Source organism: Actinoallomurus rhizosphaericola, assembly GCF_024055675.1.
GTDB classification, from domain to species: domain Bacteria; phylum Actinomycetota; class Actinomycetes; order Streptosporangiales; family Streptosporangiaceae; genus Actinoallomurus; species Actinoallomurus soli.
Genome location: NZ_JAMXMW010000025.1, coordinates 114,812 through 135,617 on the forward strand (window position 1 = coordinate 114,812; position 20,806 = coordinate 135,617).

A 20,806-nucleotide genomic window follows, 5' to 3' on the forward strand; every position below is an offset into this window, starting at 1 on the left:
GTCGTGTCGGAACGAGCGCAGCAGGTCCGGGACCTGCTGCGCTCGTTCGTGGGTTCGCCGTCACCGGGCCGGGCGGCGGTTCACGGCCTCGTGTTCCCGTTCCGGGCCCGTCGCTCGTGCGCCGCCCGCCGCTCGGCTCAGAGGCGGGAGCCCACCAGCTTGGTGATGTCGACGAGGCGGTTGGAGTAGCCCCACTCGTTGTCGTACCAGCCGACGACCTTGACCTGGTCGCCGATCACCTTGGTGAGGCCGGAGTCGAAGATGCAGGACGCCGGGTCGGTGACGATGTCGCTGGAGACGATCGGGTCCTCGGTGTAGGTGAGGATCCCGCGCAGCGGGCCCTCGGCCGCCTCGCGCAGCGCCGCGTTGACCTCCTCGACGCTGGTCTCACGGCCCACCGTGACGGTGAGGTCCGTGGCCGAGCCGGTCGGCACCGGCACGCGCAGCGCGTAGCCGTCGAGCTTGCCCTTGAGCGACGGCAGCACGAGGCCGATGGCCTTCGCGGCGCCGGTGCTGGTCGGGACGATGTTCAGGGCGGCGGCGCGGGCGCGGCGCAGGTCCTTGTGCGGGCCGTCCTGGAGGTTCTGGTCCTGGGTGTAGGCGTGGATCGTGGTCATCAGGCCGCGCTCGATGCCGAACGTGTCGTTGATGACCTTGGCCATCGGGCCCAGGCAGTTGGTGGTGCAGGACGCGTTCGAGATGACCGTGTGCAGCTCGGGGTCGTAGGCGTCGTCGTTCACGCCCATCACGATCGTGACGTCCTCGTTCTTGGCCGGCGCGGAGATGATGACCTTCTTCGCGCCGTTCTCGACGTGGACCTTCGCCTTGTTGGCGTCGGTGAACAGGCCGGTCGACTCGATGACGATGTCGACGCCCAGGTCGCCCCAGGGGAGCTTGGCCGGGTCGCGCTCGGCGAAGGCCTTGATGGACTTGCCGCCCACGGTGATCTCGTCCGCGCCGGCCTTCACCTCTTCGGGCAGCCGGCCCAGGATGCTGTCGTACTTGAGCAGGTGGGCGAGCGTGGCGTTGTCGGTGAGGTCGTTGACCGCCACGACCTCGACGTCGCCACCGGCGGCGTTCAGCGCTCGCCAGAAGTTACGGCCGATGCGGCCGAAGCCGTTAACGCCAACCCGGATGGTCACGGCACCGATCTCCTCATGCTTCGCGCCCCCGGAGGCGCCCGGGGGCCTGTGAACTTGACGTGTGCTCTCGTGGTCGACCCTACCGAACCCGTCGTGATGTGACTGTAACCACCGGGCCGGAACGACCGGTCCGCCGCCCTGCCGGGAGCCAACATCCGAATGGCGGACGGCGGACCATCGCCAGGGTAATTGGTCTAGACCTAATGGTCTAGACCAAATCGATCCAGAACACGGCTTTCGTCCGTAAGTGATCCCGGTCACGTCACCCCTCGGCCCGTCGGCCGCCGGGAAGCGCGAACCGGTCCTCCCCCGGACGCGTCCACGAGCCGGAACCCCTTCGGTCACCCCCCGGGCGCGGCGGCCGCGAGCCGGCCCGCGCGGGCGTCGAGATGGCGCTTCTCCGGCACGCTCGCCGCGTATCGGGCGGCGGCGCGGTACGCCTCCAGCGCCTCCTCCCGCCGGCCCGCCATCTCCAGCAGGTGAGCTCGTACGGAGTGGAGCCGGTGGTGCCGCGCCATGCGGGCGTCGGCGTCCAGGCCGGCGACCACGTCCAGGCCGCGCTCCGGGCCGTGGACCATGGCGACGGCGACCGCCCGGCCCAGGGTGACCATCGGGCCCGCCTCCACGCGCTCCAGGAGCTCGTACAGCGCGAGGATCTGGGGCCAGTCGGTGTCCTCGACCCGCTCGGCCTCGTCGTGGACGGCGGCGATCGCCGCCTGGAGCTGGTACGGCCCCAGCGCGCGCGTGCGTGCCAGCGTCGCGGTGACGAGGGCGACGCCTTCGGCGATGAGGCTCCGATTCCACCGGTCGCGGTCCTGCTCGGGCAGTGGGACCAGCGAGCCGTCCGGCCGGGTACGGGCGTCGCGGCGTGCCTCGGTCAGGAACATGAGGGCCAGGAGCCCGGCGACCTCGCCGTCCTCCGGCAGCAGCCGGTGCAGCAGGCGGGTCAGGCGCAGTGCGTCGGCCGTCAGGTCGTGGCGCTGGAGCTCGGACCCGGCACTGACGGTGTAGCCCTCGTTGAACATCAGGTACAGCACGTGCAGCACCGCGCGGAGACGCTCGGGGCGTTCCTCGGGCGACGGCGGCTCGAACCTCGCCCCGGCCTTCCGGATGGTCTGCTTGGCCCGGCTGATGCGCTGCGCCATGGTCGCCTCGGGCACGAGGAAGGCGCGGGCGATCTCCGCGGTGCCGAGGCCACCGACCGCCCGCAGCGTCAGCGCGATCTGCGTGGCCGGTGACAGCGACGGGTGGCAGCACAGGAACAGCAGCGTCAGGCTGTCGTCGTGCTCGCCGGGAGCCCGGTGGTCGGCGGCGGCCGCCACCAGCAGGGAGGGCGGGGTGGCGAGGAGGTCGGCGTCCTCCCGCCGCCGGCGCGCCGCGTCGCTGCGGACCCGGTCGGTGAAGCGCCGCGTCGCGACGGTGACCAGCCAGCCGTACGGGTTCTCGGGGACGCCCTCGGCGGGCCACTGGGCGGCCGCGGCGAGCAGTGCCTCCTGGACGGCGTCCTCGCAGGCGTCGAGGCGACCGTAGCGGCGCATGAGGGCCCCGAGGACCTGCGGCGCCAAGCGGCGCAGCAGGTCCCCGAGCGGCTCGGCCGAGGTCACAGAGTGTTCCCGGCGGCCTCGTGCAGGATCGGCCAGACCTCGACCGCGCACGTCGAGGCGAAGGGCAGCTCGGCGGCGATCTCCAGCGCCCGCTCCTCACCCTCCACGTCGATCAGGTACCAGCTGGCCAGGTACTCCTTGGTCTCCAGGTAGGGGCCGTCCGTGACCGCCGGGACCCCGTCCCGTACCCGCACGACCTTCGCCTGGGCGGCGTCCGCGGTCCCGTACGCCCCCAGCAGCTCCCCCGTCTCGGCGAACCGCCGGTTGAACGCGTCCTGCGCCGCGACGGCCTTCTCGAAGTCCTCCGCGGGGAACGACTCCCACAGCTCCTGATTGCCGTAAATCAGGATCATGTACTTCACGCTCGGCACCCTTCGCTCCGGCGCCCCTGGCTCGGGCGCCTCTCGCCAGGTGGTCGGAGCCGCCGGGTGACCCTCGACATCCTCCGCGGAGATTTCTACACCGGATCCGGGACGCAGATCATGGGATCGGCACATCATGGGATCGGCGGGCCGGGGAGCCGGCGGGATCCGGGGATCAGGGCGCGCGCGACCCCCGGATCAGGGCGCGAGCATGTCCGCGGTGACGTTCGCCTCGGTGCCGGCGATGCCCTGGTCTATCGCGCGCTTGTCGGCCATGGCCAGCAGGCGCCGGATCCGGCCGGCGATGGCGTCCTTGGTCAGCGGCGGGTCGGCGAGCTGGCCGAGCTCCTCCAGAGACGCCTGCTTGTGCTCCAGCCGGAGCCGGCCGGCGGCCACGAGGTGCTCGGGCGCGTCGTCGGCGAGGATCTCCAGGGCGCGCGCGACCCGTGCCCCGGCCGCGACCGCCGCCCGCGCGGAGCGGCGGAGGTTCGCATCGTCGAAGTTGGCCAGCCGGTTCGCGGTGGCGCGGACCTCCCGGCGCATCCGGCGCTCCTCCCAGGCGAGCACCGAGTCGTGCGCGCCGAGCCGGGTCAGCAGCGCCGAGATCGCGTCGCCGTCGCGGACGACGACGCGATCCACGCCGCGCACCTCGCGCGCCTTTGCGTGGATCCTCAGCCGCCGTGCCGCGCCGACCAGGGCCAGGGCGGCCTCCGGGCCGGGGCAGGTCACCTCCAGGGACATCGACCGGCCGGGCTCGGTCAGCGAGCCGTGCGCCAGGAACGCCCCCCGCCACGCCGACTCGGCGTCGCAGGCGCCGCCGGCCACGACGTGCCGGGGCAGGCCGCGGACCGGGCGGCCGTTATTGTCGATCAGGCCGGTCTGGCGGGCCAGGGACTCACCGTCGCGGAACACCCGGACGACGTACCGGTTGCCCTTGCGAAGCCCGCTCGGCGCCAGCACCACCACGTCGGAGCTGTGCCCGAAGACCTCCGCGAGGTCCTTGCGCAGACGTCGCGCCGCGGCTCCGGTATCGAGCTCCGCCTCGATCACGATGCGCCCGCTGACAATGTGCAGTCCTCCGGCGAAGCGCAGCAGCGTCGACACCTCGGACTTGCGGCAGCACGGCTTCATGACGGACAGCCTGCTCAGCTCGTCCTTCACCACGCCGGTCATCGCCATGGATGTGATCCTCCCCCTGTAGCCAACATCCCGTCAGGGCAGTCTCGCCGAATCTTGCCGGGGACAGTGGCCGCTGACAAAGATCTGTGCGAACGCTTGGGCCAACCGTGCCGGATCATGTCGTGGAGATCCATCTCCGGCCGCGACGTCGGCCAGCACGAGCGTCCCCCCGAGGGTACGCGCCGCCTTCTCTACGACATCGCGCTCCTCCACGACATTCCGGTCGGCGAGGACGATGTCGACCCTCAGGTCGGGGGCGTGGGCGCGCAGCACCTCCAGGTGCCGCTGCGGCGAGAAGTCGTCGGTCTCGCCGGGCTGGGGTTCGAGGTTGAGCGCGACGATCCGCCGGGCCCGCGTGCGCAGGAGCGCCTGGGCGAGCTCGGGGACCTTCAGGTGGGGCAGCACGCTGGTGAACCAGGAGCCGGGTCCGAAGACGACCCAGTCGGCCTCCTCGATGGCGCGCAGGGCGTCGGGGGACGCGGGCGGGTCCGGCGGGACCAGCGAGACGCTGAGGACCTGCCCGGCGGTCTTGGCACAGGCCACCTGGCCCCGCACATGGGTGATCTCCTGCGGCCGCTCCGGGTCGGCGCCACGGACCTCCGCCACGATGTCGAGCGGCACGGACGCCATGGGCAGCACTCGGCCCTGCGCGCCCAGCAGCCGTCCCATCCAGTCCAGGCCGGCGACCGGGTCGTCGAGCAGCTCCCACAGCGCCACCATGAGCAGGTTGCCCACGGCGTGCCCGTGCAGCTCGCCCTCGCTGCGGAAGCGGTGCTGGACGACCTCGCTCCAGGTGCGCCCCCAGTCGTCGTCGCGGCACAGCGCGGCCAGCGCCATGCGCAGGTCCCCGGGCGGCAGGACGCCGAGCTCCCGGCGCAGCCGGCCGCTGGAGCCGCCGTCGTCGGCGACGGTCACGACGGCCGTGAGCCGGTCGGTCACCCGGCGCAGCGCGGACAGTGAGGCGAACAATCCGTGCCCTCCGCCGAGGGCGACGACCTTGGGGGAAGCCACCTGTCGTTATTCCCGTCCCAGATCCCGGTGGACGACTCTCACCTCGAGCCCTTCATCGCCGAGCCGGGCGCCGAACTGCTCGGCCATCGCGACACTGCGATGCTTGCCGCCGGTGCAGCCGACGGCGAGCGTGACGTAGTGCTTGCCCTCGCGTTCGTACCCCTCCGCGAGCAGCCGCAGCACCTCGGTGTAGGCGTCGAGGAACTCCTTGGCCCCCGGCCGGGACAGCACGTAGTCGCGCACCGCCGGGTCCCGGCCGTTCTGCGGGCGCAGCTCGGGGATCCAGTGCGGGTTCGGCAGGAACCGGCAGTCCACGACCAGGTCCGCGTCGACGGGCAGGCCGTACTTGTAGCCGAAGGAGACGACGGTCGCGCGCAGGCTCGACTCCCCCGCCTCGCCGCCGAAGAACTCGACGATCTTGGCGCGCAACTCGTGGACGTTCAGCGCGCTGGAGTCGAGGACGAGATCCGCCTCGGCGCGGACGTCGCGCAGCAGCTCGCGCTCCCGGGCGATGCCGTCGACGATCCGGCCGTCGCCCTGCAGCGGGTGCGGCCGGCGCACGCTCTCGAAGCGGCGGACGAGGACGTCGTCGGACGCCTCCAGGAACACCACCCGCGGGTGCGCGCCCCGTGCCTCCAGGTCGTCGAACGCCGACTGCAGGTCGGTCGTGAAGGCCCGGCTGCGCACGTCGACGACGACCGCGATGCGCGGCACCGCCCCCTGACCGCGCTCGGCGAGATCGGCCATCGTGGCGAGCAGGCCCGGCGGCAGGTTGTCGACGACGAACCAGTCCAGGTCCTCCAGCGACTTGGCGGCCGTGCTCCGTCCCGCCCCGGACATACCGGTGATGATCACTATGTCGGGCACTTGCGGGCCGCCCGGCAGATTGGCCCCTGTCGTATGGTTCACGTCTCGTCTCCCCCGTCCTGCGCGCCGGTCGCCGCCCCGTCGTCGGCGTGCAACGCCGCGACGATGTTCTCAGCCGTACGGCGCCCGATGCCAGGAACCTCGGCGATCTGGTCGGGGCCGGCCTGCTTGAGCATCTTCACGGATCCGAAGTGCTTGATCAGAGCCTTGCGGCGGCCCGGCCCCAGGCCGGGGACGTCGTCGAGCTCGCTGACCAGCATGCCCTTGCTCCGCTTGGTCCGGTGGTAGCGGATGGCGAAGTCGTGCGCCTGGTCGCGGAGCCGCTGCACGAGGTACATCGCCTCGCTGTTGCGCGGCAGGATCACCGGGTCCTCCTCGCCTGGCAGCCAGAGCTCCTCCAGCCGCTTGGCGATGCCGCAGACGTCCACGTCGTCGATGCCGAGCTCGTCGAGGGCCCGCTGGGCGGCCGCGACCTGCGGCGGACCGCCGTCGACGACGACGAGGTTGGGCGGATAGGCGAACTTGCGGGGCCGGCCCGTCTCGGGGTCGATCGGCCCGCCGGCCTCCGGCTCGCCCAGGACGTCCAGCTCGCCGGTCTTCTCCGTCTCCTCCAGGTACCGCTTGAAGCGGCGGCGGATCACCTCGTGGATGGAGCGGACGTCGTCCTGGCCTTCGACCGTCTTGATGGAGAACCGCCGGTATTCGCTCTTGCGCGGCAGGCCGTCCTCGAAGACGACCATCGAGGCGACGACGTTGGTGCCCTGGAGGTTCGAGACGTCGTAGCACTCCATCCGCAGCGGCGCCTGGTCGAGCTCAAGTGCGTCCTGCAGCTCCTGCAGTCCCTTGCTGCGGGTCGTCAGGTCCGTCGCCCGGCGCGTCTTGTGCTGCTTGAACGCCTCGACGGCGTTGCGCTCGACGGTCTCCAGCAGCGTCTTCTTGTCGCCGCGCTGGGGCACCCGCAGGTCGACGCGGCCACCCCGGTGCTCGGCGAGCAGCTCGACGACCGCGTCGGTGTCGGGCGGCAGCGCGGGGACCAGGATCTCCCGCGGCACCGCCTCCGACGCGGCCTCGCCGTACGTCTGCAGCACGAACTGCTCGACGAGCTCGCCGGTCGTGACGTCCTCGACCTTGTCGACGACCCAGCCGCGCTGGCCCCGGATCCGTCCGCCGCGCACGTAGAAGACCTGGACCGCGGCCTCCAGCTGGTCGTCGGCGAAGGCGATCACGTCGCAGTCGGTCGTGTCGCCCAGCACCACCGACTGCTTCTCCAGCGCCCGCTGCAGGGCCCGGATGTCGTCGCGCAGGCGCGCGGCGCGCTCGTACTCCTGGTCGGCGGCGGCCGCCTTCATGTCCTTCTCGAGCGCCTTGATGAACCGGGCCGTGTCGCCCGCCATGAAGTCGCAGAAGTCCTCGGCGAGCTCCCGGTGGGCCGCCTCGGTGACCCGGCCGACGCAGGGCGCCGAGCACTTGCCGATGTCACCGAGCAGGCACGGCCGGTCCATCCGGCGCTGCCGCTGGAAGACCCCGGCCGAGCAGGTGCGCACCGGGAACACCCGCAGCAGCTGGTCGACGGTCTCGCGGATCGCCCACGCGTGGGAGTAGGGGCCGAAGTAGCGGACGCCCTTCTTCTTCGCCCCGCGCATGACCTGCACGCGCGGGACGTCCTCGTGCATGGTCACCGCGAGGTACGGATAGGACTTGTCGTCGCGGTACTTGACGTTGAACCGCGGGTCGAACTCCTTGATCCAGGAGTACTCCAGCTGCAGCGCCTCGACCTCGGTGCGCACGACCGTCCAGTCGACGCCCGTGGCGGTCTGCAGCATGGTCTGCGTACGGGGGTGCAGGCCCGCGAAGTCGGCGAAGTAGGAGTTCAGCCGGGCGCGGAGGCTCTTCGCCTTGCCCACGTAGATGACCCGGCCGGTGCCGTCGCGGAAGCGGTACACCCCGGGAGACTCGGGGACGGCGCCGGGCGCGGGCCGATAGGTCGCCGGATCTGCCACGCCGTAAGCCTAGTGCGGTCGGACGACGACGTGGCTTGTGTGACGAATTGTGGTGACTCGGGTCACTTGTGCGGATTCGCAATTTCTGGGAACGACGGCGTTCACGGGGAGCCAGGGTTCAGCACTCGATCGAATGAAGGGGGACCTTGATCGTGTCGACCGTCACCGCGCTGGCCGTACTGATCGGCTCGGTACTGCTCGGCCTGCTGGTGGTGGAGATCCTTCGCCGGGCGCTCACGAGCCGGCTCGTCTCACGCTGGCCGCTGGCCCCGCCCATCGTCCGGCGCTGCGTCAAGCCCGGCTTCGCCCTCGCCTTCGCGGCGGGCGCGACGGCCGGGCTGCCGCCGCGCCAGGTCCTGGGCCGGGCCACGCCCGACATCCGCCACACACTGTCGCTCCTCGTCATCGCGTCGATGACCTGGCTGATCATCCAGGCGGCCTACGCCGCGACCGACGTGGCCCTCGACCACCTCACCCGGATCGAGGGCGACCGGAACGTCCGCGCCCGGCGGGTGCGGACGCAGGTGATGCTCCTGCGCCGGACCGCCGCTGCCGTCGTCGTGATCATCGCGGCGTCGTCGATGCTCTTCACGTTCCCGGCCGTACGGGCGGTGGGCGCGGGCCTGCTGGCCTCCGCCGGGATCGCCGGCATCGTCGCCGGCATCGCCGCCCAGTCGACGCTGAGCAACGTCTTCGCCGGGCTGCAGCTGGCCTTCAGCGACGCCCTGCGCATCGACGACGTCCTCGTGGTCGAGGGGCAGTGGGGCCGGATCGAGGAGCTCACGCTCACGTACGTCGTGCTGCGGCTGTGGGACGAGCGGCGGCTCGTGCTCCCCGTGTCGTACTTCGTGCACAACTCCTTCGAGAACTGGACCCGGCACACCTCGCGGGTGATCGGCACGGTGCTGCTGCACGTGGACTGGAGCGTTCCCGTCGAGGAGCTGCGGACGGAGCTGTACGGGTTCCTGCGCGACCATCCCCTCTGGGACCAGAAGGACTGGGTGCTGCAGGTGACCGACGTCCTGCCGAACGGCCTGGTCCAGATACGGGCGCTGATGAGCGCGCACGACTCCCCCAGCGCGTTCGACCTGCGGTGCGACGTCCGCGAGCACCTCATCGCCTTCATCCGGGAGAAGTACCCGTCGGCGCTCCCCCGCTTCCGCGCCGACACGGAGGCCCTCCCGTCGAACGCCGCGTGGACCGACGACCGGTCCGCCCCGCACGCCTGAGACCCTGTCCGGCCGGGCCCGACGGTTCGTCCGGCCCGGCCGCAGGGCGAGCGTTCTCAGGCGAGCTTGATCTCGCCGTTCTCCACCTTGACGGACTTGCGCGGCAGCGGCTTGTCGGCCGGGCCGTTGGCGACGGAACCGTCACTGATCTTGAACTTGCTGCCGTGGCAGGGGCAGTTGATCGTGCCGCCGGTGACCGAGTCGACCGTGCAGCCGCGGTGGGTGCAGACCGCGCTGAACGCCTCGAACTCCCCCTGCTTGGGCTGGGTGACGACGACCTTGTGGTCCTTGAAGACCTTCCCGCCGCCCACCGGGACGTCGGCGGCCTTGCCCAGCGCGCCGTCGCCGCCCGCCGGAGCCGCAGCCCCGCCGCCGCCCTGTCCGGAGCCGCTCTGCTTCGAACCGTCGGAGTCGTCCGAGGACTTCCCGCCGCAGGCGGCGAGTGTCCCGGCGACGCCGACAAGGCCGACGCCGAGCAGCATTCCGCGACGCGTCGTGTCGGCGCGGGTTCCGGTCTCTTCCTCGCCGGCCGGGGCGGCCGATGGATCGAACGGCATGTGATCCTCCTCGTGTTCGGGCTTACATCCGGTTTCCACGAAGGAGCGATGCGTTCGGTTCAACCCTAATCGACGATGATTCCGTCGCCCTGCAGCCGGACGGTGAACTCCTGGAGCGGCGCGCCGGCCGGGCCCTGCTTGACCGAGCCGTCGGTCGCGTTGAACTCGCTGCCGTGGCAGGGGCAGGTGATCACACCGTTCTCGGGGCTGCCGACGGTGCATCCCTGGTGCGTGCAGGTCGCGGTGAACGCCTTGAACGTCCCCTGCGTCGGCTGCGCCACGACGATCTTCCACTTGTCGAGGACCTTGCCGCCGCCGACGGGGATCTCACCGGTCCGGGCGATCACCTTGCCCTTGATCGCCGGCGGCACGATGGCCTTCGCCGATCGCGTCCCACACGCGCCGAGGCCGAGCATACCCACGCCCGCCAAACCCGCCGTGCCCAGCAACCGCCGCCGTGAGCAGCCGACCGCTTCGTCAGTCATCGATCTCCCCGGGAAGACATCATCTACTACACGCCGTAGTACATCCCCGTCATGCTACCGCCGGGCTCCACCCGCGCGCCCCGCCCCCGCCGGCGCCGGCGCCGGAAGGGAAGCCTGCGCGGCGACAGTCATGGATCTGTAAAGTCAGTCGTCCATTATCCGGTTTTCGGATAGTCCCGTCGTCGGTCGCCGCCGGATGCCGTGCTCCGGCCTCGGCCGCGACGGCGCATGACGTCCCCACCGGTCCGTACCACAGGAGAACGATGCATCACGGCCCCTCCCCGGGTGCGCCCCTTCCACCCCCGGGGAATCCCCATTTCGGCCCTACCGCAGCGCCCGCCCCACCTCCTCCACGCCGAGGCGGCGTCCGTGGCTGCTTCGGCGTGCTGCTGATCCTCGGAGGCGTCTTCGCCCTCCTCATCGGGGCCGCGCTGACCTGGCACACCTATGGGAACAGCCGTCAGACGATCCCGAACACCCGCGCCTATGGGCCGGTGATGTGGCGGGACGAGCCGGCCGACCAGCTGTTCCCCGCACGGATCGCCAACAGGGAGAACAGCACGACGGACCAACAGGATCCCAAGATCGCCCAGTGGCTCCGGCTCGGCATCGCGCCGGACACCTCCTGCGCGAACGGGCTCACCGACGGGCTGGCCAGGTTCGCCGCCCAGCAGGGATGCAAGGCGGTCGTCCGCGCCACCTACGTCGACCCGACCGGCGCGGCCGTCGCGACCGTCGCGGTGATCGTCCTGCCCACGAGCGACGCCAGGATGAACGTCGAGCACATGAGCGAAGTGAAGTCCGCGGATGAGCCCGATCTCGGAGTGCGAGCCTTCGCCGTTCCCGGCACACCGGCGAGCCGATGGACGGACAACGCCCGCAACGGCACCTCCGCCTGCCAGGTGTTCGACGAGGACATTCCCTACGCCGTCGCCGTCACCGCCGGGGCCACGGACGGCCGCCACGCGGCCCGGCTGCCCGCCCCCTGGGGCTCGCGTCTGTCCACCAACTCCGGGAGCGAGGACCGGATGGCCTGGGCCTACCCGCCGACGACCTGGCCAAGGCGTTCGGCACCTACCTGGCCGACCTGGCACGGAAGGGGACCTGATGAGGCGTCTCAGGATCCGCGCGGCCCTCGCGGCCGTCGTGACGAGCGGCGCGCTGGTCGCCACGGCGGCACCTCCCGCGCAGGCCGCGCCGGCATGGGAGGACGCCGCCCTCGGCCTCGCCGCGGCCCAGCGGAGCACGCAGGGCGCGGGCGTGACCGTCGCCGTCATCGACACGGGCGTCGTCGACAGTCACCCGGCCCTGCGCGGCAAGGTGACGACCGGACCGGACTTCGCCGAGAGCAGCGCCCGCCGGGGGATGTCCTACTGGGGCGCGCACGGCACCGCGATGGCCTCCGACGTCCTGCACGTCGCACCGAAGGCGCACATCCTGTCGATTCGAGCGATCCTCGATAAGAAGGATCCAGCACGCAAGAACACCAAGGAGATCTGGCACAAGCCGCCGACGCCGATCACCAAGGCCGTCCGGTACGCCGTCGACCACGGCGCACAGGTGATCTCCATGTCCCTGGGCACCGCGGACTTCGGGTTCATCGACTACAACGACGAAGAGGCCTCGGCGATGGCATACGCGATCAGCCACGGCGTCACCCTCCTCGCCAGCGCCGGCAACTCCGGCGACCTGAACGAGAGCGACAACACCGCCTCCAACCCCGCGGGGTACCCCGGAGTGATCGCCGTCGCGGCGACGGCCCCCGGCCCCCGGCGCGCCGCGTTCTCCACCGTGCACACCTACAACACCATCGCCGCTCCCGGCGTCGGCATCGTCAGTGCGACGAACACCGGCGGCTACGCGCCGGTCGACGGCACCTCTCCCGCCTGCGCACTGGCGGCCGGCGTCGTGGCGCTCATGCGATCCCGCAACCCGAAGATCACCCCGGCGCAGGTCCGGGCGATCCTCACCCGGACGGCGCTCCACCCGGCCGGTGGCTGGGACGCGCTCGTGGGGTACGGGCAGATCAACGCGGCCGCCGCGGTGTCCGCGGCCGCCTCGCCGCCCGCGGATCTCGGCGCGCCGATGCCCTACCGCGGCAAGAAGACCCTGGCCGCCCCGGATGGGACCCAGAAGTCGAGGCATCCGCCGATGGAGCGATCGCTGCTCGCGATGGGCCTGGGCGGCATCGTGGTCGGCCTGGTGCTGAGCGCCGGCGGAATCCTGCTGCTGCGGCGGCCCAAGAGGCCCGCGGCGCCGGCCGGCTTCGCCCCACCGGGCGCGATGGGCCTGGCGTACGGCGGCGCTCCCCCCGCGGGCGGCCCCCACGGACCCGGTCCGGCGCCCGGACCAGGCCCCGGTGGTCACCCACCCTTCGGAGGCCCCTCCCAGTAGCCGTTCCGGTCCACCGCACGAGGGCGGTCACGACCTCAGGAGACCCGCGGTGCCGGGCCCGCCCCTGGGTCCTGGCACCGTACGGGCGTGGTCGCCAACCTGCGGCGACCACGCGCGCCGACGTGGCCGGCCGCCCGGCGGCCTCCTCTGCGCGGTCACTCGTCCCGGCAGCGTCTCCCGGCCGGCCCGAGCCGGATCTGGGGCGGTGCCGTGGTCAGACGCCGAGGATCTTGGCGAGGAACTGGCCGGTGTGGCTCTCCCCGACCCGCGCGACGTCCTCCGGAGTGCCGGACGCGACCACCGTGCCGCCGCGGGAGCCGCCCTCCGGGCCCATGTCGATGATCCAGTCGGCGGTCTTGATGACGTCGAGGTTGTGCTCGATCACGATCACCGAGTTGCCCTTGTCGACGAGGCCGTTCAGCACGCCGAGCAGCTTGCGGATGTCCTCGAAGTGCAGGCCGGTGGTCGGCTCGTCGAGCACGTAGATCGTGCGGCCGGTGGAGCGCCGCTGCAGCTCGGAGGCGAGCTTGACCCGCTGCGCCTCACCGCCGGACAGCGTCGGCGCGGGCTGGCCGAGCCGGACGTAGCCGAGGCCGACGTCGTTGAGCGTCTGCAGGTGACGGCGGATCGCCGGGATCGCCTCGAAGAAGTCCAGCGCCTCCTCGATCGGCATGTCGAGGACCTCGGAGATCGTCTTGCCCTTGTAGTGGACGTCGAGCGTCTCCCGGTTGTAGCGGGCGCCGTGGCAGACCTCGCAGGGAACGTACACGTCGGGCAGGAACTGCATCTCGATCTTGATGGTGCCGTCGCCGGAGCACGCCTCGCAGCGGCCGCCCTTGACGTTGAAGGAGAAGCGGCCGGGTTGGTAGCCGCGCACCTTCGCCTCGGCGGTCGCCGCGAACAGCTTGCGCACGTGGTCGAACACGCCGGTGTAGGTCGCCGGGTTGGACCGGGGGGTACGGCCGATCGGCGACTGGTCGACGTGCACGACCTTGTCGAGCTGGTCGACGCCGTTGATCCGCCGGTGCCGGCCGGGCACCGTGCGGGCGCCGTGCAGCTGCTTGGCCAGCGACGTGTAGAGGATGTCGTTGACCAGAGTGGACTTGCCCGACCCGGACACGCCGGTGACCGCGGTGAACACGCCGAGCGGGAACGCCACGTCGATGTCGCGCAGGTTGTGCTCGCGGGCGCCCTTCACGACCAGCTCCCGCCCGCGCTGGCGCTTGCGGCGGGTCTCCGGGACGGCGATCTCCCTGCGGCCGGAGATGTACGCGCCGGTCATCGAGCTCTCGCTGGCCAGGAGCTCCTTCACCGGGCCGCTCACGACGACCTGGCCGCCGTGCTCGCCCGCGCCCGGGCCGATGTCGACGACCCAGTCGGCGGCCCGGATGGTGTCCTCGTCGTGCTCGACGACGATGAGGGTGTTGCCGATGTCGCGCAGCCGGATCAGCGTCTCCAGCAGGCGGTGGTTGTCGCGCTGGTGCAGCCCGATCGACGGCTCGTCCAGGACGTAGAGCACGCCGACCAGCCCGGAACCGATCTGGGTGGCCAGGCGGATGCGCTGCGCCTCACCGCCGGCCAGCGTGGCCGACGCGCGGTCGAGACTGAGGTAGTCCAGGCCCACGTCGAGCAGGAAGCCGAGCCGGGCGTTGATCTCCTTGAGCACGGCCTCGGCGATGTGCTTCTCCCGCTCGCTCAGCTCCATGTTGAGCAGGAACTTCGCGCACTCCCCGATCGGCATCGCGGCGACGTCGGCGATCGACCGGTCGTTGACCGTGACGGCCAGCACGACCGGCTTGAGCCGCTTGCCGTCACAGGACGGGCACGGGATCTCCCGCATGTAGCCCTCGAACCGCTCCCGGCTCGAGTCGCTCTCCGCCTCCGAGTGCCGCCGCTGGACGTACGGGATCACACCCTCGTACGTCGTGTAGTACGACCGCTGCCGGCCGTACCGGTTGCGGTAGCTGACGTGCACCTGGGTGTCGTGGCCCTGCAGGATCGCCTTGCGAGCCTTGGCCGGGAGCCGCTCCCAGGGCGTGTCCAGATCGAAGCCCATCGCGTCGCCGAGCGCGCCGAGCAGCCGCAGGAAGTAGTCGCTGATGTGGCCGTTCGACCACGGTGAGATCGCGCCCTCGCCGAGGGTCTTCTCCGGGTCGGGGACGAGCAGCTCCGGGTCGACCTCCATGCGGGTGCCCAGGCCGGTGCAGTCCGGGCAGGCGCCGTACGGGGAGTTGAACGAGAACGACCGCGGCTCCAGCTCGTCGAACGACAGGTCGTCGTACGGGCAGTAGAGGTGCTCGGAGAACATCCGCTCGCGCTGCTCGTCGTCCTCGGGAAGGTCGACGAAGTCGAGGATGACCGTGCCACCGGACAGGCCGAGCGCCGTCTCGATCGAGTCGGCCAGCCGGCGGCGGGCGCTCTCCTTGACGCTGAGCCGGTCGACGACGACCTCGATGTCGTGCTTCTCGTACTTCTTCAGCTTCGGCGCCTCGTCGAGGCGTACGAGCCGGCCGTCGACGCGGGCGCGGGAGAAGCCCTTGGTCTGCATGTCGCGGAACAGCTCGAGGTATTCGCCCTTGCGGCCGCGGATCACCGGGGCGAGCACCTGGAACCGGGTGCCCTCCTCGAACTCCATGACCCGGTCGACGATCTGCTGCGGCGTCTGCTTGGAGATCGGACGGCCGCAGACCGGGCAGTGCGGGTGGCCGATACGGGCCCACAGCAGGCGAAGGTAGTCGTAGACCTCGGTGATCGTGCCGACCGTCGAGCGCGGGTTCTTCGAGGTCGACTTCTGATCGATCGACACGGCCGGGGACAGGCCCTCGATGAAGTCGACGTCGGGCTTGTCCATCTGGCCGAGGAACTGGCGGGCGTACGCCGACAGGGACTCGACGTAGCGGCGCTGGCCCTCCGCGAAGATCGTGTCGAACGCCAGGCTGGACTTCCCGGAGCCGGACATGCCGGTGAACACGATCAGCGCGTCGCGCGGAAGATCGAGTGAGACGTCTTTGAGGTTGTGTTCACGCGCTCCGCGCACGATGAGACGGTCAGCCACGGCGTATCGCTATCCCCTAGAGCCCGGTTGAGGCAGTCGGCTTCAGGCTAACGAGCGGACAGGCCGGTTTTCTTCCAAAGCCCCGCACGGCGGTCCCTCGTCGCACCGAAACCGTACACGTGTTCGAACACAGATCGCCACCGAAACACCTGAGGCCGCTGCGAGCTACTCGGACTCGTCGTCGAGCGCGTGGGCGAGGTACCGCTCGGCCGACCGGCGTACGGCGCCGGCCCCGTCCGCGGCGACGACCCGGCCCCACCAGCCGCCGTACACCCGCTCGAACCCGAACGGCTCCATCCGGCGAAGGGCGCGGCGGATCACCCGGGGGCGCTCGGGGATCAGGTTGGGGTAGCTGTACATAAAACTGACGTACCGGCGGTCGGGGACGACGGTGAAGATGTCGCCGGTGAGCAGCGCTCCCCTGCCGTCCTCCCCGTCGCGCCAGTGCAGGACCTGGCCGCCCGCGAAGTGCACGCCCGCGTTGACCAGGGTCAGCCCGTCGCCGATCTCCCGGGTCTCGCCCTCCCAGTAGACGATCGAGTCGTCCGGCCGGGCGACCCACTCGCGGTCGGCGGCGTGGATGTAGACGGGCGCGTCGAACGCGTGCGCCCACTCGACCATCGACCCGTAGAAGTGCGGATGGCTGATGGCGATGGCGTCGACGCCGCCGAGTTCGGCGACCTGGGAGAGGAGGTCGTCGTCGAGGTAGGTGATCATGTCCCAGAGGACGTTGCCCGCCGGCGTCCGCACGAGCAGCGCGCGCTGGCCGATGGAGGTGGGCGGATCGGCGCCGATCCCGAGGATGCCCGGCCCCTCCTCGGCGACCTCGCCCCGGCGTCCGGAGGCGCGGAGTTCGGCGAGTGTCGTCCAGCGCTGGCCGTCCCATCCGACGTACTGCCGCTCGTCCTCGCAGATCGGGCAGTCCGGCCGGGGCTCGGCGTACTGCACCCCGCAGGTGCGGCAGATCGGCAGGTCGTCGCCCATGATCAAGAGTCTACTTCCGCGCTCGCTCAGACGCGGGCCTGCTCGCGCACCCGGAACCGGTGGCCTGCGCGTCCACAGGACCGCGCGGCACGTGGCGGAAGTGGAAGGATGGAAGGCGGGTGCGGTGGACCCGATCACCGTTGGGAGGAGAGTGCGTGTCCTACACAGGCAACGTCGAGGTCGGTGGCCCGCCCGACGTACGCGAGCTGCCCGGTCTGACCATCACCAAGCTGGCGGTGGGGTCCTTCGACAACAACGCCTACCTCCTGCGCTGCACGGCGACCGGGGAACAGGTGCTGATCGACGCCGCCAGTGAGCCGGAGCGCCTGCTGGAGCTCCTCGGCGACGCGCCGCTGTCCCGGGTCGTGACGACCCACCGGCACCAGGACCACTGGGGCGCGCTCGGCGCGGTCGTCGACGCGACCCACCCGTCGGTCGTGGCCCATCCCGACGACGCCGAGGCGCTCCCGCTGCCGGTCACCGAGCCGGTCCGGCACGGGGGCACCGTACGGGTCGGTCAGCACACGCTGTCCGTGATCCACCTGCGCGGCCACACGCCCGGGTCGATCGCGCTGCTGTACGACGACGGTGACACGCCGCACCTGTTCACCGGCGACAGCCTGTTCCCGGGCGGCCCGGGGAACACCTGGGGCGACGCGACGCTGTTCAACCGGCTCATGGACGACCTCGAGGAGCGCGTGTTCGGCACGCTCCCGGACGAGACCTGGGTCTACCCCGGCCACGGCAAGGACACCACCCTCGGCCGTGAACGCCCGCACCTCCCGGAGTGGCGCGCCCGGGGATGGTGATCCTGATCACATCACGCCACGATCATCATCCTTCGGTCGTTGCCCTGATACATCCCGCGGGACTCCTGCGGACCGGTGTGTTCGGCGCCCGTTCCGGCGGTTTCTCGTGCGTCCGGGCATGCCGGCCGCCGCGGTGCGGGGATGATGGAAGGAGACGCGCGTGACCAGCGCGTCGGAGACGCGAGCCGGATAAGGAACACATGACGGGCGTGACCAGGCCGGCGGCCGAGACCGAGGCCATGACGGACGTTGAGCTCGCGGCGCGGCTGCGCATGACGCTGGGCCGGCTGAGCCGTCGCGTCCGCCAGTACGGCCCCCGGACCCTCACGTCGAGCCAGGCGTCGACCCTGTCGAGCCTGGAGGCGCTCGGTCCGGTGCGCCTCGGCGACCTGGCGGCTCACGAGGGCGTCAGCGCGCCCACGCAGAGCCGGTTGGTCGCCTCCCTGGAGACCCAGGCCCTGCTCCGCCGCACTCCCGACGTCGGCGACCGGCGGGCGACCCTCCTGGAGATCACCCCGGAGGGCCGCCGCCAGCTCGAACAGCTGCGCACCGAACGGTCGGCGTTCCTGGTCGAGCGGCTCGGGACGCTCTCGCCCGAACAACGCGCCGCGCTGGTCGGGGCCCTCGACGTCCTGGAGAGCCTGGCCGCCAGTCCGGGCGACTGACACGCCGCCGGCCGGTGCTGAGGCGTGTTTCCCTATACACTCCAGCCTTGCATGTCCGGATTTGGGTGGATATGCCCTTTCCGGACGAGTCGAGTGAGGTCGTATGCCGACGCATGAGTGGACGCTGGCCGACGACCGTCCTGGCATGGATGGTTCGCGGAAGCGCAGGAAGGCATTCATCGCCGTCCTGGTCCTCTCGGGCGCCATCGCCCTGCTCGTCGCGCTGCGCCTGCTTGTTCCCGGGCCGTTCGCGCAGGGCGGGCCGAAGCTCGGCCACAGGACCTATAACGCCAAGGTCGATTGCCAGGTGAAAACCTCGGGAGACTCTGGGACGGTCACGATCGGCGGCACCATCAGCGGTGACTCGCCCCATTTCACGGTGACCGTGGAGGTGCTCGACACTGCGACGAAGCAGCGGCTCGCGGTGCAGACATTCGAGGTCCGCGGCACCACGACGTTCGGTGGTACCACTCCGGCTCAGGCGCCGGTCGGCCCGGCCGGTATCGAGTGCCGGATCGCCAAGGTCGTCTGAAGACCCGGGCGCGCTAGGCCTTGCGGTACGTCGTCTGGGTGCCGGCGAAGAACAGTGACTTCCCGCCGCTCACCAGCGTGACCCGCCAGTAGGACGCCCCCTGCCCGCTCCGGTCGGACAGGTCGAAGGTCGTGGCGTCACGCGGAGTGGCCTTGCCGGTCCACAGTTTCTGGCCGAACGCCACCCACTCACCGGTGCCGTCGGGCTGGAACTGGAAGTAGTTCTTCCGCGCGTCCTGGGTCCACTTGCCGGCGAGCGCCCGCAGCCAGGTCCTGGCGTCGGCGGCGCGCACCCGCGGTGTGGCCGGTGCGCTGGTGGGCGGCAGGTCGATGCTGCCGGGCATCGTGGACTCGGCGACCGGCGTCGCGGGCTGGGACGGTGCCGCGGCCGGTCTGCGGTCGCCGTGCCGGTCGGCGAGGGCGGTGAACGCCAGAACGCCGACGGCCGCGACCGCCAGCACGATCGAGATCGTCCGCGTCACCGCGGGCGCCACCGAGGGCACGCGCATGCCAACCTTCCCCAGATCCATCCCCTGCGATCACGGTACAGGGGCCGGGGAGTGATCCGCCCCGAAAGTTACCGAGCGGAAACCCGGCGCGCGAAGAGCCGCCGAACGGGAAGCCGGCGAACGGCCGCCGAGGTCATCCGTCGCGCTCAGCGCCGGGCACGTCCCGCCCTGGCGTCGGCGTCGACCTGGTCGTCGTGCGTCCCGGAAACGGGGCCGGGCGGCTGCGGCTCGGCGTCCGGCCCGTGCCCCGCCGCGTCCGGGGCCGCGGGGCCGGGAACGGTGGGTCCGCCGGCCTCGCCGGTGTCCCCCGGCCCTCCGCCCTCTTCGGGTTCCGGCTCCTGCCCGCCGTCCATGCCCTCTGAGCCGCCGGGCGCCGACCGGCGAGGCGTCTTGATGAGGCTGGCCGCCGTGGTCACGAGCATCGTCGCGCCGATGACGGCGAGAGAGGTGAGGGTGGAGATCTCCGGCACGTTCTCGAACCAGGTCGTGTGCAGGGCCTCCATGACGAGCTTGACGCCGATGAAGGCCAGGATGACCGCCAGCCCCTTGCTGAGGTAGACGAGCCGGTCGAGCAGTCCCCGCAGGAGGAAGTACAGCTGCCGCAGCCCCATGAGGGCGAAGGCGTTGGCGGTGAAGACCAGGTAGGACTGTTTGGTCAGCCCGAAGATCGCCGGGATGGAGTCGAGGGCGAACAGCAGGTCGGTCGACCCGATCGCGATCATCACGATCAGCATCGGCGTCATCAGGCGCTTGCCGTCGACGCGGACGGTCATCCGGTGCTCGTGGTAGTTGTCCGTCGTCGGGACGACCCGGCAGATCCAGCGGACCAGGATGTTCTCTTCGTACTCGTCCTCGTCGGGCTCGCCGCGCACCAGGCCGTAGGCCGTCCAGATGAGGAAGGCCCCGAAGATGTAGAACAGCCACTCGAACCGGGCCAGTGCGGCGGCCCCGACCGCGATGAAGATTCCCCGCATCACCAGCGCGATCATGATGCCGATCAGCAGCACTTTGTGCTGGTTGGCGCGAGGGACGGCGAACCGCGCCATGATGACGTAGAAGATGAACAGGTTGTCGACGCTGAGGCTGTACTCCGTGAGATAACCGGCGAAGAACTGGGTGGAGTAATCGGCGCCCTCGGCGAACAACAGGCCGACCCCGAAGGCGATCGCCAGCAACACGTAGAACGTCACCCAAGCGGTCGCCTGCCGCAAAGAGAAGTCACGCGGCTTGCCACGGTCGACCACCCAGAGGTCGAACAGGATGAACGCGAGAAGACCCAGCAGGGTGAGGCCCCAGGCCCAAAAGGTGACGTTCACGAGAGCATTTCCTCCGGTGGCAGGCGACGGCCCCGGAGGTCTCTTCCGCCCTCACTCATCGGTGCGGGCCGACAGCACCGGGCCGCATACGACTCCTGGGACCGTGG

At 71.0% G+C, this 20,806-nt stretch carries 19 protein-coding genes; 5 read left to right on the plus strand and 14 right to left on the minus strand.

Translation table 11 applies throughout. The features are described from left to right. Positions 1-137: 137 nt before the first annotated feature. The 7 genes from gap to uvrC form a co-directional block, all read right to left on the minus strand. Positions 138-1,142, minus strand: coding sequence for a type I glyceraldehyde-3-phosphate dehydrogenase (gene gap / locus NE234_RS38965; RefSeq protein ID WP_252786009.1), 1,005 nt, complete (start codon positions 1,140-1,142; stop codon positions 138-140). Positions 1,143-1,483: 341 nt separating this feature from the next. Further along, complete coding sequence (locus NE234_RS38970) at positions 1,484-2,746, minus strand: RNA polymerase sigma factor (RefSeq protein ID WP_252786011.1); 1,263 nt, start codon at positions 2,744-2,746, stop codon at positions 1,484-1,486. Beyond that, a complete protein-coding gene (locus NE234_RS38975; protein ID WP_252786069.1) occupies positions 2,743-3,099 on the minus strand; it encodes a YciI family protein in 357 nt (118 codons plus the stop codon). Before NE234_RS38975 ends, NE234_RS38970 begins: the two co-directional genes overlap by 4 nt. A 207-nt stretch (positions 3,100-3,306) precedes the next feature. Beyond that, on the minus strand, positions 3,307-4,287 hold the full coding sequence (gene whiA, locus NE234_RS38980) for a DNA-binding protein WhiA (RefSeq protein ID WP_252786014.1): 981 nt from the start codon (positions 4,285-4,287) through the stop codon (positions 3,307-3,309). 33 nt (positions 4,288-4,320) lie between these two features. After that, a complete protein-coding gene (locus tag NE234_RS38985) occupies positions 4,321-5,298 on the minus strand; it encodes a gluconeogenesis factor YvcK family protein (RefSeq protein WP_252786015.1) in 978 nt (325 codons plus the stop codon). A 6-nt stretch (positions 5,299-5,304) separates the two neighbouring features. After that, complete coding sequence (rapZ, locus tag NE234_RS38990) at positions 5,305-6,207, minus strand: RNase adapter RapZ (RefSeq protein ID WP_308206982.1); 903 nt, start codon at positions 6,205-6,207, stop codon at positions 5,305-5,307. Then, positions 6,204-8,165 (minus strand): excinuclease ABC subunit UvrC, encoded by a 1,962-nt coding sequence (gene uvrC, locus NE234_RS38995; protein ID WP_252786016.1) that lies wholly within the window; start codon positions 8,163-8,165, stop codon positions 6,204-6,206. Before uvrC ends, rapZ begins: the two co-directional genes overlap by 4 nt. A 152-nt stretch (positions 8,166-8,317) precedes the next feature. On the opposite strand from uvrC, the gene NE234_RS39000 reads away from it, so the two are divergent. Then, on the plus strand, positions 8,318-9,394 hold the full coding sequence (locus tag NE234_RS39000) for a mechanosensitive ion channel family protein (protein ID WP_252786073.1): 1,077 nt from the start codon (positions 8,318-8,320) through the stop codon (positions 9,392-9,394). Positions 9,395-9,450: 56 nt separating this feature from the next. Here NE234_RS39000 and NE234_RS39005 read toward each other — a convergent pair whose 3' ends face one another. The 3 genes from NE234_RS39005 to NE234_RS39015 all read right to left on the minus strand — a co-directional run bounded on the left by NE234_RS39005 (position 9,451) and on the right by NE234_RS39015 (position 11,136). After that, the gene (locus tag NE234_RS39005) at positions 9,451-9,951 is read right to left on the minus strand and encodes a Rieske (2Fe-2S) protein (protein WP_252786018.1); all 501 of its coding nucleotides are present in this window, start codon (positions 9,949-9,951) and stop codon (positions 9,451-9,453) included. Between the two features lie 65 nt (positions 9,952-10,016). Then, positions 10,017-10,436: a Rieske (2Fe-2S) protein gene (locus NE234_RS39010; RefSeq protein ID WP_252786020.1), complete on the minus strand. Its 420-nt coding sequence runs from the start codon at positions 10,434-10,436 to the stop codon at positions 10,017-10,019. A gap of 484 nt (positions 10,437-10,920) precedes the next feature. After that, complete coding sequence (locus tag NE234_RS39015; protein ID WP_252786021.1) at positions 10,921-11,136, minus strand: hypothetical protein; 216 nt, start codon at positions 11,134-11,136, stop codon at positions 10,921-10,923. Positions 11,137-11,543: 407 nt separating this feature from the next. Between NE234_RS39015 and NE234_RS39020 the strand changes: the two genes are divergently transcribed. Then, complete coding sequence (locus NE234_RS39020; protein WP_252786022.1) at positions 11,544-12,830, plus strand: S8 family peptidase; 1,287 nt, start codon at positions 11,544-11,546, stop codon at positions 12,828-12,830. A 214-nt stretch (positions 12,831-13,044) separates the two neighbouring features. Here the strand turns inward: NE234_RS39020 and uvrA are convergent, their stop codons facing one another. Both uvrA and NE234_RS39030 read right to left on the minus strand, forming a co-directional pair. Next, entirely contained in the window at positions 13,045-15,885 is a 2,841-nt protein-coding gene (uvrA, locus tag NE234_RS39025) for an excinuclease ABC subunit UvrA (protein ID WP_252786023.1), read from the minus strand. A gap of 165 nt (positions 15,886-16,050) precedes the next feature. Beyond that, positions 16,051-16,869, minus strand: a complete 819-nt coding sequence (locus tag NE234_RS39030) for an MBL fold metallo-hydrolase (protein WP_252786024.1) — start codon at positions 16,867-16,869, stop codon at positions 16,051-16,053. A 155-nt stretch (positions 16,870-17,024) separates the two neighbouring features. Between NE234_RS39030 and NE234_RS39035 the strand changes: the two genes are divergently transcribed. The 3 genes from NE234_RS39035 (at position 17,025) to NE234_RS39045 (ending at position 18,875) form a co-directional block, all read left to right on the plus strand. Next, positions 17,025-17,678 (plus strand): MBL fold metallo-hydrolase, encoded by a 654-nt coding sequence (locus NE234_RS39035; protein ID WP_252786025.1) that lies wholly within the window; start codon positions 17,025-17,027, stop codon positions 17,676-17,678. Between the two features lie 200 nt (positions 17,679-17,878). After that, on the plus strand, positions 17,879-18,343 hold the full coding sequence (locus tag NE234_RS39040) for a MarR family winged helix-turn-helix transcriptional regulator (protein ID WP_252786026.1): 465 nt from the start codon (positions 17,879-17,881) through the stop codon (positions 18,341-18,343). A gap of 103 nt (positions 18,344-18,446) precedes the next feature. After that, entirely contained in the window at positions 18,447-18,875 is a 429-nt protein-coding gene (locus tag NE234_RS39045) for a hypothetical protein (RefSeq protein WP_252786027.1), read from the plus strand. A 13-nt stretch (positions 18,876-18,888) separates the two neighbouring features. On the opposite strand, the gene NE234_RS39050 is transcribed toward NE234_RS39045, so the two are convergent. Together NE234_RS39050 and NE234_RS39055 are read right to left on the minus strand one after the other, a co-directional pair. Further along, the gene (locus NE234_RS39050) at positions 18,889-19,383 is read right to left on the minus strand and encodes a hypothetical protein (protein ID WP_252786028.1); all 495 of its coding nucleotides are present in this window, start codon (positions 19,381-19,383) and stop codon (positions 18,889-18,891) included. Between the two features lie 146 nt (positions 19,384-19,529). Continuing rightward, a complete protein-coding gene (locus NE234_RS39055) occupies positions 19,530-20,699 on the minus strand; it encodes a TerC family protein (protein ID WP_252786029.1) in 1,170 nt (389 codons plus the stop codon). Between the last annotated feature and the right edge of the window lie 107 nt (positions 20,700-20,806).

Bases quoted from the DNA above. Each gene is read 5' to 3' on its own strand.
- NE234_RS38975 (WP_252786069.1), bottom strand. From the start codon at position 3,099: ATGATCCTGATTTACGGCAATCAGGAGCTGTGGGAGTCGTTCCCCGCG.
- whiA (WP_252786014.1), bottom strand. From the start codon at position 4,287: ATGGCGATGACCGGCGTGGTGAAGGACGAGCTGAGCAGGCTGTCCGTC.
- NE234_RS39005 (WP_252786018.1), bottom strand. From the start codon at position 9,951: ATGCCGTTCGATCCATCGGCCGCCCCGGCCGGCGAGGAAGAGACCGGA.
- NE234_RS39010 (WP_252786020.1), bottom strand. From the start codon at position 10,436: ATGACTGACGAAGCGGTCGGCTGCTCACGGCGGCGGTTGCTGGGCACG.
- NE234_RS39020 (WP_252786022.1), top strand. From the start codon at position 11,544: ATGAGGCGTCTCAGGATCCGCGCGGCCCTCGCGGCCGTCGTGACGAGC.
- NE234_RS39030 (WP_252786024.1), bottom strand. From the start codon at position 16,869: ATGGGCGACGACCTGCCGATCTGCCGCACCTGCGGGGTGCAGTACGCC.
- NE234_RS39040 (WP_252786026.1), top strand. From the start codon at position 17,879: ATGACGGGCGTGACCAGGCCGGCGGCCGAGACCGAGGCCATGACGGAC.
- NE234_RS39045 (WP_252786027.1), top strand. From the start codon at position 18,447: ATGCCGACGCATGAGTGGACGCTGGCCGACGACCGTCCTGGCATGGAT.
- NE234_RS39050 (WP_252786028.1), bottom strand. From the start codon at position 19,383: ATGCGCGTGCCCTCGGTGGCGCCCGCGGTGACGCGGACGATCTCGATC.